General features: G+C 61.5%; 14 protein-coding genes. 7 read left to right on the top strand and 7 right to left on the bottom strand.

What is annotated here, in order from left to right:
- Positions 1-7: 7 nt before the first annotated feature.
- Complete coding sequence (locus tag GH769_RS04580) at positions 8-841, bottom strand: hypothetical protein (protein ID WP_019820654.1); 834 nt, start codon at positions 839-841, stop codon at positions 8-10.
- Positions 842-998: 157 nt separating this feature from the next.
- Between GH769_RS04580 and GH769_RS04585 the strand changes: the two genes are divergently transcribed.
- Entirely contained in the window at positions 999-2,501 is a 1,503-nt protein-coding gene (locus GH769_RS04585; RefSeq protein ID WP_014717605.1) for a nucleobase:cation symporter-2 family protein, read from the top strand.
- Positions 2,502-2,596: 95 nt separating this feature from the next.
- Here the strand turns inward: GH769_RS04585 and GH769_RS04590 are convergent, their stop codons facing one another.
- Together GH769_RS04590 and GH769_RS04595 are read right to left on the bottom strand one after the other, a co-directional pair.
- The gene (locus GH769_RS04590) at positions 2,597-3,529 is read right to left on the bottom strand and encodes a proline iminopeptidase-family hydrolase (RefSeq protein WP_019820652.1); all 933 of its coding nucleotides are present in this window, start codon (positions 3,527-3,529) and stop codon (positions 2,597-2,599) included.
- Between the two features lie 94 nt (positions 3,530-3,623).
- Complete coding sequence (locus GH769_RS04595; RefSeq protein ID WP_019820650.1) at positions 3,624-4,388, bottom strand: LuxR family transcriptional regulator; 765 nt, start codon at positions 4,386-4,388, stop codon at positions 3,624-3,626.
- 183 nt (positions 4,389-4,571) lie between these two features.
- Here GH769_RS04595 and GH769_RS04600 point away from each other — a divergent pair, with 183 nt between their 5' ends.
- From GH769_RS04600 to GH769_RS04625, 6 genes are read left to right on the top strand one after another with little or no spacing between them, the layout of a single operon-like run.
- On the top strand, positions 4,572-5,459 hold the full coding sequence (locus tag GH769_RS04600) for a proline iminopeptidase-family hydrolase (RefSeq protein ID WP_032902663.1): 888 nt from the start codon (positions 4,572-4,574) through the stop codon (positions 5,457-5,459).
- Positions 5,460-5,462: 3 nt separating this feature from the next.
- Positions 5,463-6,410: an ABC transporter permease gene (locus GH769_RS04605; RefSeq protein WP_020302503.1), complete on the top strand. Its 948-nt coding sequence runs from the start codon at positions 5,463-5,465 to the stop codon at positions 6,408-6,410.
- Positions 6,407-7,264, top strand: coding sequence for an ABC transporter permease (locus GH769_RS04610; protein ID WP_032902665.1), 858 nt, complete (start codon positions 6,407-6,409; stop codon positions 7,262-7,264). The genes GH769_RS04605 and GH769_RS04610 overlap by 4 nt, the downstream gene beginning before the upstream one ends.
- Positions 7,261-8,217 carry an ABC transporter ATP-binding protein gene (locus tag GH769_RS04615; protein WP_020302501.1) on the top strand — a complete coding sequence of 319 codons (957 nt, stop codon included), beginning with the start codon at positions 7,261-7,263 and terminating at the stop codon, positions 8,215-8,217. Before GH769_RS04610 ends, GH769_RS04615 begins: the two co-directional genes overlap by 4 nt.
- The gene (locus GH769_RS04620) at positions 8,214-9,185 is read left to right on the top strand and encodes an ABC transporter ATP-binding protein (protein ID WP_020302500.1); all 972 of its coding nucleotides are present in this window, start codon (positions 8,214-8,216) and stop codon (positions 9,183-9,185) included. The genes GH769_RS04615 and GH769_RS04620 overlap by 4 nt, the downstream gene beginning before the upstream one ends.
- A gap of 32 nt (positions 9,186-9,217) precedes the next feature.
- Positions 9,218-10,732 carry an ABC transporter substrate-binding protein gene (locus GH769_RS04625; protein WP_014717612.1) on the top strand — a complete coding sequence of 505 codons (1,515 nt, stop codon included), beginning with the start codon at positions 9,218-9,220 and terminating at the stop codon, positions 10,730-10,732.
- A gap of 134 nt (positions 10,733-10,866) precedes the next feature.
- On the opposite strand, the gene GH769_RS04630 is transcribed toward GH769_RS04625, so the two are convergent.
- The 4 genes from GH769_RS04630 to GH769_RS04645 form a co-directional block, all read right to left on the bottom strand.
- Positions 10,867-11,607 (bottom strand): YciK family oxidoreductase, encoded by a 741-nt coding sequence (locus tag GH769_RS04630; protein ID WP_014717613.1) that lies wholly within the window; start codon positions 11,605-11,607, stop codon positions 10,867-10,869.
- A 158-nt stretch (positions 11,608-11,765) separates the two neighbouring features.
- Positions 11,766-12,437, bottom strand: coding sequence for an N-acetylmuramic acid 6-phosphate phosphatase MupP (gene mupP, locus GH769_RS04635; protein WP_003189759.1), 672 nt, complete (start codon positions 12,435-12,437; stop codon positions 11,766-11,768).
- A gap of 4 nt (positions 12,438-12,441) precedes the next feature.
- Positions 12,442-13,140, bottom strand: coding sequence for a bifunctional 2-polyprenyl-6-hydroxyphenol methylase/3-demethylubiquinol 3-O-methyltransferase UbiG (ubiG, locus tag GH769_RS04640; protein ID WP_003189760.1), 699 nt, complete (start codon positions 13,138-13,140; stop codon positions 12,442-12,444).
- 64 nt (positions 13,141-13,204) lie between these two features.
- On the bottom strand, positions 13,205-14,536 hold the full coding sequence (locus GH769_RS04645) for a TRZ/ATZ family hydrolase (protein WP_032902666.1): 1,332 nt from the start codon (positions 14,534-14,536) through the stop codon (positions 13,205-13,207).
- Positions 14,537-14,565 lie beyond the last annotated feature (29 nt).

The raw sequence follows: 14,565 nt of genomic DNA on the forward strand, positions 1-14,565 counted from the left end.
TCTTCAGTTAGAACGTCACTTCCATGTTCAGCGTCGGCGTTGAGGTGCGGCTGCCACGCCCACCGTCCACGCCGAATTTGTTATGCCAGTACTCATACCCCACCCCCAGGTACAAGTTCGGCTTGACGCTTTTACCCGGTCGCACCGCCACCATCAGCGCCGTACGCATCAGCGCTTCCGGTGCGGTATCGCGGCCATGGTAGTCCTCGCCTTTTTCCCCGACGTAGTTAATGAACCCCTGGAATTTCGCCGCATGGTTGCCCACCTCGAACGGTCGCATCCAGGCCAGGTTGAGCATGTAGGTAGCGTCGAAGGTGTGGTTCGACTCTTGCGCGCCGGGAATGCCGGTGTGGTTCTTTTCCTTGTAGTACATCAGGCTCAGGTCCAGCACGCCGACAGTGTTGAACTTCAACGTGGGGCCAATCACCAGAGCGCGCTTCTTGGCGGAGGCGAAGTTGTTGTTGCGGTTGGCGTCGAAGCCCAGGGTCAACGCGTAATCCTTGATCAGCCCCGTGCCCGGCGGCAAGTCGAACACGCGTGAGGCATACAACTGATGCCGGTACACGGCGTACACCTCGCTGCCCCCGTGGTCGGTGCCTTTGCGCGGGTCGCTGCTGTCGGACAGGAATACGTCGAGGTTGAGGAAGTTGCTGCCGTAACGGTAGCCGCTGGCGTGGGTAAAACTGTAGATGCGCTTGCTGAAGTCGTCGGGGTTGTTCGGGTTGGTGAAGTGCTGCCCGTAGCGAAACCCGACGCTGTTGTTCATCCATTCCACCGCAACGGCCTCCCCGCCGCCGAGAAGGGTCAATGCGACGGTGGCGCCCTGTAGTGCCTTTTTCATTCTTTTTGTCCTTTAGCGTTCTGGCTCGTGACGGCCGGATTGTTTTTGTAACGCCGTTGGAGGGTATCTTGTTCGATTGATTGTATACAACTCTATGGACATACAGTCTTAACATTGCATACAGTGAGCGCACAACAAAAACAGAGAACCCCTCACCATGACTATCCCGAAGGCGTCACCGCAGCGGCCCGAAGATGAAAATCTGGGCGTCGCCGCCAACATGGCTTACGGCCTGCAGCATGTGCTCACCATGTATGGCGGTATCGTCGCCGTGCCGTTGATCGTCGGCCAGGCAGCCGGGTTGTCGCCGGCGGATATCGGCTTGCTGATCGCTGCATCGCTGTTTGCCGGTGGCCTGGCCACGCTGCTGCAAACCCTGGGCCTGCCGTTTTTCGGCTGTCAGTTGCCGCTGGTGCAGGGCGTGTCGTTCGCGGGTGTGGCGACCATGGTGGCGATTGTCGGCAGCGACGGTGCCGGTGGTGTGCCAGCGATACTCGGGGCGGTGATGGCCGCATCCTTTATCGGTTTGTTGATCACCCCGGTGTTCTCAAGGATCACCAAGTTTTTTCCGCCGCTGGTGACGGGCATTGTGATTACCACCATCGGCCTGACCCTGATGCCCGTAGCGGCGCGCTGGGCCATGGGTGGCAACAGCCGGGCGGCGGATTTTGGCAGCATGTCTAACATCGGCCTGGCCGCGCTGACTCTGGTGCTGGTGCTGCTACTGAGCAAGATCGGCAGCGCAACCATCTCGCGCCTGTCGATCCTGCTGGCCATGGTGATCGGCACGGTGATCGCGGTGCTGCTTGGCATGGCGGACTTCTCTGGTGTCATGCAGGGGCCGATGTTCGGTTTCCCCACGCCATTTCACTTCGGCATGCCCACCTTCCATGTGGCGGCGATTATTTCCATGTGCATCGTGGTGATGGTGACGCTGGTGGAAACGTCAGCGGATATCCTGGCGGTGGGCGAGATCATCGACACCAAAGTGGACTCCAAGCGTCTGGGCAACGGCCTGCGCGCCGACATGCTGTCGAGCATGTTCGCGCCGATCTTCGGTTCGTTTACCCAGAGCGCGTTCGCCCAGAACGTCGGCCTGGTGGCGGTGACCGGGGTCAAGAGTCGGTTTGTGGTGGCCACTGGCGGGGTATTCCTAGTGGTGCTCGGCCTGCTGCCATTCATGGGCCGGGTGATCGCGGCCGTGCCCACCTCCGTGTTGGGCGGCGCCGGGATTGTATTGTTCGGCACAGTGGCGGCCAGCGGGATTCGCACGCTGTCCAAGGTGGATTACCGCAACAACATGAACCTGATCATCGTCGCCACGTCCATCGGCTTCGGCATGATCCCCATCGCCGCGCCCAGCTTCTACGATCAGTTTCCAAGCTGGTTCGCGACCATCTTCCACTCGGGCATCAGCTCGTCGGCAATCATGGCGATATTGCTGAACCTGGCATTCAACCACTTCACCGCCGGCAACTCGGACCAGCAGTCAGTGTTTGTGGCGGGGACTGAGCGCAGCTTGTGCTTTCGCGACGTGGCCGCGTTGCGCGATGGCGATTACTACCGGGGTGGGAAGTTGTTTGATGCCGAGGGCAAGGAAATTCCCCTGGTAGCGGATACCTTGAGGAAAGCATCCAAGGCTGAGACCAGCGAGGTTTAACGAGCGACCCGTGTACCCTGTGGGAGCTGGCTTGCCTGCGATAGCGATGGTGAATTCACCGGTGCTATCGCAGGCAAGCCAGCTCCCACAGGGATTCAGCCGGCCTTGAGGGCTTTGTGCGGCAACGAACACGCCTCATCCAGAAACTTCACCACCGTCCCCATGCATGCCTGGCGTTCTTCCACATGGGGCATGTGGCTGGAGTCTTCAAACAGTGCCCAGCGCACGTCCGCTATCTCATCCAGGAACGGCTTGACCACCAACGGTGTGGCTTCGTCATGTCGACCGGAAATCACCAGGGTTGGCACCTTGATGGCTGACAGGCGGCCGATCACATTCCAGTCCTTCAAGCTGCCGATCACGTGGAATTCGGTCGGGCCGCTCATGGCGTGGTACACCGTCGGGTCGGCATCCACCTGGGCGAAGGTGCGTGCCACTTCTTCGGGCCATGGGTTGACCCGGCACACATGCTGGTCATAGAAAATCCGAGAGGCCGCGAGGTATTGCGGGTCTTGGTAGGTGCCGGCCTGCTCGTGCTTGAGCAGGGTTTCGTGCACGCCTTCAGGCAACAGCTTACGCAGGCGATTGGCTTCGCTGACCCAGGTGCGCATGCAGGTGGGCGAGTTGGCAGGGATAAACGCGCGCAGGCCTTTGGGTTGCAAGATCGCGTGTTCGCTGCCGAGCATGCCGCCCCAGGATTGCCCGAGGATCGCGTAGTTTTCACTGATTTGCAGGTGGTCCAGCAGGTTGTTCAACTCGTCGAGGAACAGGCCGATGGTCCAGAACGACGGATCTTTTTCCGGCAAATGCGTGGAGCGGCCGTTGCCCAACTGGTCGTAATGGATGACTGCGTGGCCGCTGGCGGCGACGTCCTTGAAGGCGTCGACGTAATCGTGGGTGCAGCCCGGGCCGCCATGGATGATCACCAAGGGCGTGCGGCCTGTGCTCAGGTCGCCCGTGACGCGATACCAGGTCTGATAGGCGCCAAAGGGCGCGTAGCCTTCGCGAACTTTTTCGATGAATTCCATTTCGTACCCTGCTCTGAAAAAAAGGATCAGGGTTACGATAGTCTGAACAAAAAGTTTAGGTAACTAGCAAAACAGATAGGTTTTTGCCGAAAGCTCAATCTTCCAGCAAGCGGTAATGGGTGGCTCGAACCACCGCTTGAACACGGTTTTTGGCCCCCAGTTTGTGCATGGCCGAGGCCAGGTGCAGGGTGACCACTGCCAGGGAGCGGCTCAATTGCGTGGCGATTTCAGCGGCGGTCAGGCCCTCTGCCGCCCATTTCAGGCATTCGCGCTCGCGCTTGGTCAGGCGGATGTGCGGATAAGCCCGCACCTCCTTGCTGAACAGCGGGTACGCCGCTTCCTGGAGGGCATGGGTAATCAGACTGAAATCGGCCAGCGTATGTTGGGCGTCCTTCAATACCGTGCGCGCCTTGCCGGTGCGTAAGCCGGTGAGCGAGGCAAAACCGCCCTTGGGCAGATGAATCGGCACACTGACGCCGCAGGTCAGCTGGCGTTCATGCAGGTAGGAGGAAACGGGAGCGTGGCACGGGTCGATGATCTTTTGCAGGGCGGTCTCAGTCTTGGCCTCATAGGACCAGACAAACGGTGATACCGAACTCAATGCCAGGTGTTGCACCGGGTCGATCTGGTAAAACCCTTCGCTGCACCATAAGGCGTGCCAGTCGGCCGGTGTGTTGCGCAGTTGCAACAGCGAAGGCGTGATCAGTGCGCCGTTGAGATCGATGGGCACCGGGCTGTAGTCATACACCAGCGCATCGAAGCCCAGTTGTTGGGCCAGGATAAACGTATTGTCCATCTGTTCATCCAGGCTCCTGCCCGGTATGAGGCGATTATTGAAGGCGGTCAGCTTGGCCAGCATCCGTTCTGCTCCCGAATTCATTTGAATCTCGACTTGCTGCAAGTAGAATGCCACGCCCCGGCGAAGGACTGCCAGGCCAAACCTATAAGAAATACTAGGTTATGGACGCACGGCATCCTCGGTAGTGTTGACCTGATAAACGGCCGCTACCCGCCAGGCCGATACAACACAAGGAATGTATGCATGTGGCGTGAAATTGCCCCCGACCAGCAGTACAACGTGCAAGTCGACGGCCATAACCTCGTGGTCTACAGCTTTGGCGAAGGCGATGAGGTGCTGCTGTGTCTCAACGGCGGGCCGGGCCTGCCGTGTGACTATCTGCGTGACGCCCATGGCTGGCTCAAAGCGCGTAACCTGCGAGTGGTTGCATTCGACCAGCTTGGCACAGGCGCATCAGCCAGACCGACCGATGCCGCACTGTGGGAAATCCGCCGTTATGTCGAAGAAGTCGAGACCGTGCGCCAGGCGCTGGGCCTGGGCCGCGTGCATTTGCTCGGGCACTCCTGGGGCGGTTGGCTGGGGATCGAATATGCCGTGCATTATCCCGGTGCGCTCAAAAGCCTGATCCTGGAAAACACCGTCGGCGACATTCCCCACCTGTCCCAGGAACTGGAGCGCCTGCGCGGCGCCCTGGGCAGCGAAACCGTGGCCATGATGCAACGCCACGAAGCCATGGGCACCCTCGACCACCCGCAGTACCAGGCCGCCATCACCTTGCTCAACTACCGCCACGTGTGCCGGCTCGACGAATGGCCGGAGCCGGTCAAGCGCTCCCTGGGCGACTGGAACATGGGGCCGTACGAAACCATGCAAGGCCCCAACGAGTTCCTCTATATCGGCAACCTCAAGGACTGGAACCGCCTCAAGGAAATGGCCGAGTTCACGATGCCGATCCTGATCACCACCGGCCAGCACGACGAACTTACCCCCGCTTGCGCAATGCGCATGAAACTAGCAGCACCCCACGCCGAGTTGCATGTGTTCCCCAACAGCAGTCATATGCCGTTTTACGAGGAGCCGCAGGCGTACTTCCCGGTGCTGCTGGACTTCCTCGCTCGCCACCGAGGCTGACGCATGAACCTGGCGCGCTACCGTTTTGTGTTGTCCCGGCCCCTGCAATTGCTGCCGGTGCTGCTGGGCATCAGCCTGATCACCTTCGTGTTGGTGCGCTCGATTCCTGGCGACCCGGCGCGCGCCTTGCTGGGTTCGCGCAGCACGCCGGATGCGCTGCTGAAGATCCGCGCCCAGTTCGGCCTCGACCAGCCTTTGTGGTTGCAATACTTTTACTTCCTGAAAAACCTGCTCAAGGGCGACCTCGGCCAATCGCTGCTGTACAAGGTCGACGCCCTGACACTGATCGTCACCCGGATCGAGCCGACCCTGGTGCTGGTGCTGGGCAGCGTGGTGCTCGCGTTGTTGATAGCGGTGCCACTGGCAACGATTGCGGCGCGCCAGCAAGGCCGTTGGGCAGACAAGCTGATCCGCGTGTTCACCACGGTCGGCCTGGGCATGCCGGCGTTCTGGCTGGGGTTGATGCTGATCCTGCTGCTCAGCGTGAAATGGGGCTTGTTCCCGGTGTCCGGTTACGGGCGCACCTGGCTGGACAAGGCGCACCACATGCTCTTGCCGTGCCTGACCATCGCCCTGGCGCTGTCGGCGGTGCTGGTGCGTAACCTGCGGGCGAGCATGTTGATGGAATTGCAGGCGGATCACGTCACCGCCGCACGCGCACGCGGGCTGTCGGAAGGCGCGGTGTTTCGCCGGCATGTGCTGCCCAACGCTCTGGTGCCGGCGGTCAACCTGCTGGCGGTCAACATCGGTTGGCTGATCAGCGGCACGGTGGTCATCGAAAGCCTGTTCGCGATTCCAGGCATCGGCCAGTTGCTAGTGCGCGGCATTTTCACCCGTGACTACATGGTGGTGCAGGGCGTGGCGATGGTGCTGGCCTGTGCCACGGTGGTGGTCAACTTCATGGCTGACCTGGTGACAGTGGCCCTTGACCCACGGGTGAAGATGCAATGAGCAGTCGCCCCCTGATCGCCCCATGGCGCTTGCGCCTGCGCTTTGGTTTTCGCAATGGCCGACTGACCGCCGCATGGGGGTTGTTGATCCTGTTCGCGTGGTTGGCCCTGGCGCTGTTTGCGCCGTGGGTCGCGCCCTATGACCCCATCGCGCAGGACACCGGCATGAGTTTGCTGGCCCCCAGCCTTGCCCATCCGTTGGGTACGGACAATTACGGCAGGGACATCCTGTCGAGGGTGATCTGGGGTGCGCGCATCGACCTGCAGTTGGCGGTTATCGGGGTGATCTTCCCTTTCATCATTGGCACCTTTATCGGTGCGGTCTCGGGTTATATCGGCGGGCGTTTCGACAGTGTCTGCATGCGTGTGATCGACGTGGTGCTGGCGTTCCCGTTCCTGGTGCTGATGCTGGCGATCATGGCCATCCTCGGGCCGGGCTTACAGAGTTTTTACATCGCCATGGCGCTGGTGGGCTGGGTGTCGTATGCGCGCCTGATTCGCTCGCAGATCCTGGTGCTCAAGGAAAGCGAGTTCGCCCTGGCCGCCAAGAGCCTGGGCTTTGGCCATGGACGCATTCTGTTCCGGCATTTGCTGCCCAATGCGCTGTTTGGCTCCATCGTGTTTTCCATGTCCGACGCGGTGCTGGTGCTGCTCAACGGCGCCGCCGTCAGTTACCTGGGCCTGGGGGTGCAACCACCGACCGCCGAATGGGGGACGATGGTGGCCGAGGGGCAAGCCTTTATCACCACCGCCTGGTGGATCTGCACCTTTCCGGGCCTGGCCATCGTGACCTTGGCCATGGGCTTCAGCCTGTTGGCCGATGGTGTTGCGCAGGTATTGGGGGAGCGCTCATGAGCCTGCTGAAGGTGCGCGACCTCAGTGTGATCGCCAACAACGCCGGGCGTGAGGTCACCTTGGTGGACCGGGTGTCTTTCGACCTGGCCGAGGGTGAAATCCTCGGCCTGGTGGGCGAGAGCGGTTCGGGCAAGACCATGGCCTGTCGCGGCCTGATGCGTCTGTTGCCATCGCCCAACCTGCGGGTGCAGGGCGGCGCGGTGCAGTTGGCCGGCCAGGACTTATTGGCACTGGATGATGCCGGTATGCGCGCCGTGCGCGGCGGGCAGTTGGGCATGGTCTTCCAGAACCCCAGCAGCCACCTGGACCCGCTGATGCGTATCGGTGAGCAGATCGCCGAGGGCATCCGCCTGCATCAAGGTGCGTCGAAAAAAGACGCGCGCTTGCAGGCGATCGAGGTATTGCGTCAGGTCGGGATTCCCGACCCCCAGGCCCGGGTCGACAACTACCCCCATGAGTTTTCCGGTGGCATGCGCCAGCGCGCCATGATCGCCGTGGCCCTGGGCTGCAACCCGAAGGTGTTGATCGCCGACGAACCGACCACGGCCCTGGATGTGACGGTGCAGGCGCAAATCCTGCGGCTGTTGCTCGACCTGCGCGACCAGCGTGGCCTGTCGATCATCATGATCACCCATGACCTGGGCGTGGTGGCGCAAACCTGCGATGCCATCGCCGTGATGTACGCCGGGCGCCTGTGCGAGCACGGCAGCAAATACGAACTGCTGGCCCAACCGCAACATCCGTATACCGCAGGCCTGATCGACTGCCAGCCGGCCCACAGCAGCGGGCATGCGTTGTTGCGCACCATTGCTGGCCAGCCGCCGTTGCTCGATGCATTGCCCGACGGCTGCCGCTTCCACCCGCGCTGCCCGCAGGCAGACGCCTTGTGCACCGAGTTGCTGCCCCAGGGCGCACGCGTGGCCTGTCACTACCCGTTGGGAGCGCGCCCATGAGCTTGTTACAGGTCAAGGATCTGGAAGTGCGCTTTGCCGCGTCCGGCAGCGGCCTGCTGGGCCTCAACCGCCAGTGGGTGAGGGCGGTGAACGGGGTGTCGCTGAACCTCGCTGCCGGTGAAACCCTGGGTTTGGTGGGCGAGTCCGGCAGTGGCAAGAGCACCCTGGGCCGGGCAATTCTGCACCTCAACCCGATCAGCGCCGGGCAGGTGTTGTTCGACGGTATCGACATGGCCCATGGCAGCGCCATCGACATTGCCCGGCTGCGGCATGAAACCGCGATGATTTTCCAGGACCCCTACGCCGCACTCAATCCACGGCACAGCATTGGCGAAACCCTCGCCGAGGTACTGCGTGTGCAGCGTAAGGTGGCGGCGCAGCAGATTCCTGAGCGTGTGAATGAGTTGCTCGAACTGGTCGGCTTGCGTCCTGAGCTGGCTTCACGCAAGCCCGGCTCCCTCAGTGGCGGCCAGTGCCAGCGCGTGGGTATCGCCCGGGCGCTGGCGGTGGAGCCGCGCCTGATCATTGCCGATGAATGTGTGGCGGCGCTGGATGTGTCGATCCAGGGCCAGATCATCAACCTGCTGCTGGAACTGCAACAGCGCATGAACCTGGCGATCCTGTTTATCGCCCATGACCTGGCCATCGTGCGACGCCTGTGCGACCGCGTGGCGGTGATGTACCTGGGCAAGATCGTCGAGGAAGGCCCGGTGGAAGCGGTGTTCACCGCGCCGCGTCACCCGTATACGGCGGCGCTGATCCAGGCCATCCCGGAGATCGATCCGCACCGGCCATTGCCTGCGCAGCCATTGCCCGGCGAACCGCCGAGCCCGCTGAATCTGCCGACTGGTTGTGCCTTTCACCCGCGTTGCCGGTATGCGCAAGCCAAGTGTTCCTCGGTATTGCCTCCCACCCATTTCCTGCACGAGCATCGGTACAGTTGCGTGCTTGAAGACCCTTTGCTTTGACCTTCTGCCATTCATTAACAAGGAGTTGTGATATGCACTCGCGCCACTTGAAATTGCTCGCCGCCGCTACCCTCACGGCCTGGTCGCTGACCGCCGGCCTGGCACAGGCCGCCGGTGTGCTCACCATCGGCTGCCGTGAAGACAGCACCACCTTCGACCCGATCAAAAGCGCGCAAAACCGCGACACCTGGGTATTTGCCAACGTCTACGACACCCTGGTGCGCGTGGATAACCTGGGCACCAAGATGGAACCGGGCCTGGCCGAAAGCTGGGACATTTCCAAGGATGGCCTGACCTACACCTTCAAGCTGCGCGAGGCGAAGTTCTCTGACGGCTCGCCGATCACTGCCGCCGACGCCGCATTCAGCCTGCTGCGCATCCGCGACAACAAGGCCTCCTTGTGGAGCGACCCGTTCAGCCTGATCAACACCGCCACGGCCAGCGATGCCAAGACCCTGGTGGTCACCTTGAAAACCCCGGCGGTGGCCTTCCTCTCGCAACTGGCGTCGCCAACGGTGTCGATCCTGTCGGAAAAAGCCATGACCAAGATGGGCGAAGACGCCTACTCGGAAAACCCGGTGACCTCCGGCGCGTTTACCGTGGACGAGTGGCGCAAGGGCGACCGCGTGATCCTGAAGAAAAACCCGAATTTCTGGCAGGCCGGCAGCGTGAGCCTGGACGGCGTGGAATGGGTGTCGGTGACCGATGACAACACGCGCATGCGCATGGTGCAGAACAACGAACTCGACACGGCGATCTTCGTGCCGTTCTCCCGGGTCGAAGAACTGAAAAAAGACCAGAACGTGGTGATCCACGCCGACCCGTCCACCCGTGAAGATCACCTGTTGATCAACCACGAGCACGGCTTGTTGGCCAAGCCGCAAGTGCGCCAGGCCCTGGACATGGCCATCGACAAGCAATCGCTGGTCAAAGCCGTCACTTACGGTCAAGGCACCGTGGCTTATTCCTACATTCCAAAGGGCTCGCTGTACCACTACGCCAACAACCTGCAACGCCCGTACGACCCGGCCGAAGCCAAGAAGCTGCTGGCCGCTGCAGGTGCCCAGGATTTGAAGCTCAACTACGTGGTCAATGCCGGCAATGAGGCCGACGAGCAGATCGCGGTGATCATCAAAGACCAGCTGGCCAAGGTCGGTGTGACCGCCAACCTGCAAAAAGTCGACCCCACCCAAAGCTGGCAGATGCTGGTGGATGGTGAGTACGATATTTCGGTGATGTACTGGACCAACGACATCCTCGACCCCGACCAGAAAACCACCTTCGTGCTGGGCCACGACACCAACCAGAACTATATGACCCGCTACAAGAACGACCAGGTCAAGGCCTTGGTGGCGGCTGCGCGGATCGAGGCAGACCCGGCCAAGCGTGAGCAAATGTATGTGGAGTTGCAGAAACTGGCCAAACAGGATGTGAACTGGATTGACCTGTACTACAGCCCCTACATCAATATCTCACGCAAGAACGTAAGCAACTTCCTGCAGAACCCGTTGGGGCGCTTCACCCTTGAGGAAGTGGTCAAAAACTGAGTATTTGAGTACACCACAAAGCAATGTGGAAGCTGGCTTGCCTGCGATACAGACACCTCGGTGCCTCAGTGACACCGCGGTGATGCTATCGCAGGCAAGCCAGCTCCCACCTTTGTTTTGCGGTGTGTCAGGGCTTATTGCGCATCGAAGGCCTGGCCGTTGATGCCCGCACTGTCCGGCCCCATCAGGTACAGGTACACCGGCATGATCTCTTCCGGCGCCGGCCTTTCCATCGGGTTTTCCCCTGGGTACGCCTGGGCGCGCATGCTGGTGCGGGTGCCGCCCGGGTTGATGCTGTTGGCGCGCACTGCGGCCACATCTTCCAGTTCATCGGCCAGGGTTTGCATCAGCCCCTCGGTGGCGAACTTGGACACGCCATAGGCACCCCAATAAGCACGGCCCTTGCGCCCGACGCTGCTGGAGGTGAACACCACCGACGCATCCTGGGACAGCTTGAGCAGCGGCAGCAACGTGCTGGTCAGCATGAACATCGCGTTGACGTTCACGTGCATCACCCGCATGAAGTTCTCGCCGGACAACTGCTCGATGGGCGTGCGCGGGCCGATGATCGAGGCGTTGTGCAACAAACCGTCGAGGTGGCCGAATGCCTTTTCGATCATCGCTGCCAGCTCATCGTATTGATGGGGCAGGGCGGTCTCCAGGTTGAACGGGATCACCACCGGCTGTGGGTGGCCGGCGGCTTCGATCTCGTCATACACCTGGGCCAGGTTGGCTTCGGTCTTGCCCAGCAACAGCACGGTGGCGCCATGGGCGGCATAGGTCTTCGCCGCTGCCGCGCCAATCCCGCGACCGGCGCCGGTTACCAGGATGATCCGGCCTTTGAGCAGTTCTGGAGGGGCAGAGTAATCAAACATAAATAGCCTCGACAAATTTCAAGGTGATACAGCTCTCGAAGTGGAGTCCATATCCTGTGGGAGCTGGCTTGCCTGCGATGGCGGACGACCGGTCGCCAAATGTGCTGGCTGGCAGACCGCTATCGCAGGCAAGCCAGCTCCCACATTGCTTCGAACCATCAGCAACTGCACAGGGCGTTATCCAGCACCTTGCGCAATTCCAGCGGGTGATCCACCACCACATCCGCGCCCCAGTGGCGGGGGTTGTCGTCCGGGTGGATATAGCCATAAGTGACCGCCGCCGTGCGCGTACCAGCATCGCGGCCGGATTCGATGTCGCGCAGGTCATCGCCCACGAACAGCACGCTGGCCGGGTCCAGGTCGAGCATCTTGCACGCCAGAATCATCGGCTCCGGGTCCGGCTTGCTGTTTTTCACGTGGTCCGGGCAGATCAGCACGGCCGAACGCTCGGCCAGGCCCAGCCGTTGCATGATCGGTTCGGCAAAGCGCACCGGCTTGTTGGTGACTACACCCCAGATCAACTTGGCTTTCTCGATGTCTTCCAGCAGCTCGGCCATGCCGTCGAACAGCTTGCTGTGGACTGCGCAATCCTTGAGGTAACGCTCCAGGAATTCCTGGCGCAGTTCCTCAAAACCCGGCGACTCCGGGTCCATCGAGAAGGTCACCGCGACCATCGCCCGCGCACCACCGGAAATTTCATCGCGGATGTGCTGCGGGTTGATCGGCGCCAGGCCACGGTCGGCGCGCATGGCCTGGCAGATGGCGATAAAGTCCGGCGCGGTGTCCAGCAGGGTACCGTCCATGTCGAAGAGAACCGCTCGCAACTTCACAGGCTTACTCCTCGCGCAGGGTCTGGATCATGTAGTTGACGTCAACATCGTTGGCCAGCTTGTAGTGCTTGGTCAGCGGGTTGTAGGTCAGGCCGATGATGTCCTTGACGGTCAGCCCGGCTTGGCGGCTCCACGCACCCAGCTCGGAAGGGCGGATGAATTTCTTGAAATCATGGGTGCCGCGCGGCAGCAGCTTCATGATGTATTCAGCGCCGATGATCGCGAACAGGTAGGCCTTGGGGTTGCGGTTGATGGTGGAGAAGAACACCTGGCCGCCGGGCTTGACCATACGGAAGCACGCACGGATCACCGAGGACGGGTCTGGCACGTGTTCGAGCATTTCCAGGCAGGTGACCACGTCGAACTGCTCGGGCATTTCCTCGGCCAGGGCTTCGGCAGTGATCTGGCGGTATTCCACGCTCACGCCGGATTCGAGCTGGTGCAACTGGGCTACGGCCAGCGGCGCTTCGCCCATGTCGATGCCCATCACGGTGGCGCCGCGCTGGGCCATGGCTTCGCTGAGGATGCCGCCGCCGCAACCGACGTCCAGCACTTTCTTGCCGGCCAGGTTGACGCGCTCGTCAATCCAATTGACCCGCAGTGGGTTGATGTCGTGCAAGGGCTTGAATTCGCTCTCGCGGTCCCACCAGCGATGGGCAAGGGCTTCAAACTTGGCGATTTCGGCGTGGTCGACGTTGCTCATGGTGAATCCTCTGAATCTGATAAGTCGGTGTGTCGCGGCTGAACCCAAGGCTTCAGCCGCGTCGTTATTCGCTGTGCCCGCTGATGCGTTGGCCCCAGGCAATGGCCGTGGCGGTCAACTGTTGTTCATCCATGCGGGTCAATTGCCGGTCGTCGAGCAATGGCTTGCCGGCAACCCAAAGGTGTTTCACGCAATCGCGCCCGGTGGCATATATAAGCTGTGAGACCGGATCGTAGATCGGTTGTTGCGCCAGCCCGGAAAGATCAAAAGCGACGATGTCTGCCGCCTTGCCGACTTCCAGGGAGCCAATCTGGCTGTCCAGGCCCATCGCCCTGGCGCCGTTGAGTGTGGCCATGCGCAAGGCGCGGTGGGCATCCAGCGCAGTGGCCGAACCGGCCACGGCCTTGGCCAGCATCGCCGCCGTGCGGGTTTCGCCAAGCAGATCCAGGTCATTGTTGCTGGCGGCGCCGTCGGTGCCGATGGCCACGTTGACGCCAGCCTGCCACAAGCGCTCCACCGGGCAAAAGCCGCTGGCCAGTTTCAGGTTCGATTCCGGGCAGTGAATGACGCTGGTGTTGCTTTCTACCAGTAAAGCCAGGTCGTCTTCGCTGATTTGGGTCATGTGCACGGCCTGAAAGCGCGGGCCCAGCAAGCCAAGGCGAGCCAGGCGCGCCAATGGCCGCTCGCCGGTCTGCTCGACGGCTTGCTGCACTTCAAAGGCGGTTTCGTGAACGTGCATATGGATCGCGGCGTCCAGCTCTTCGGCGATCACCCGGATTTTTTCCAGGTTGGCATCGCACACGGTGTACGGGGCGTGGGGGCCGAAGGTGATTTTGATGCGCGGGTGGTGCTTGAGGTCGCCGAACAACTCGATACCCTGGCGGATCGCCTCGTCGGCACTGCTGGCGCCGGGGATCGGGAAGTCGAGGATCGGCAGCGCGATCTGCGCACGCATACCGCTGTTGTGCACGCAGTCACTGGCGACCTTGGGGTAGAAATACATGTCCGAGAAGCAGCTGATGCCGCCCTTGATCTGCTCGGCAATGGCCAGGTTGGTGCCGTCGCGCACGAACGCTTCATCGACCCACTTGGCTTCGGCGGGCCAGATGTGTTTTTCCAGCCAGGTCATCAGTGGCAAATCGTCGGCCAAGCCGCGGAACAGGGTCATGGCGGCATGGCCGTGGGCATTGACCAGGCCGGGGCTGAGCAGCATGCCGGGCAGTTCACGCACCTCTTGCGCCGCGAGCTTCAACGCCGCGTCCCGTGGCCCGATAAAGGCAATGCAGCCATCGCGGATACCCAGGCCGTGCTCCTTGAGCACCACGCCAGCTGGCTCGACGGGTACCAGCCAGGTCGGCAGCAGCAACAAGTCGAGCGGGGCGGCAGTGGAGGTCATCGCAGGCTTCTTCCCAGGCAGCTATAAAA

Source organism: Pseudomonas sp. CFSAN084952 (assembly GCF_009648855.1).
GTDB classification, from domain to species: domain Bacteria; phylum Pseudomonadota; class Gammaproteobacteria; order Pseudomonadales; family Pseudomonadaceae; genus Aquipseudomonas; species Aquipseudomonas paracarnis.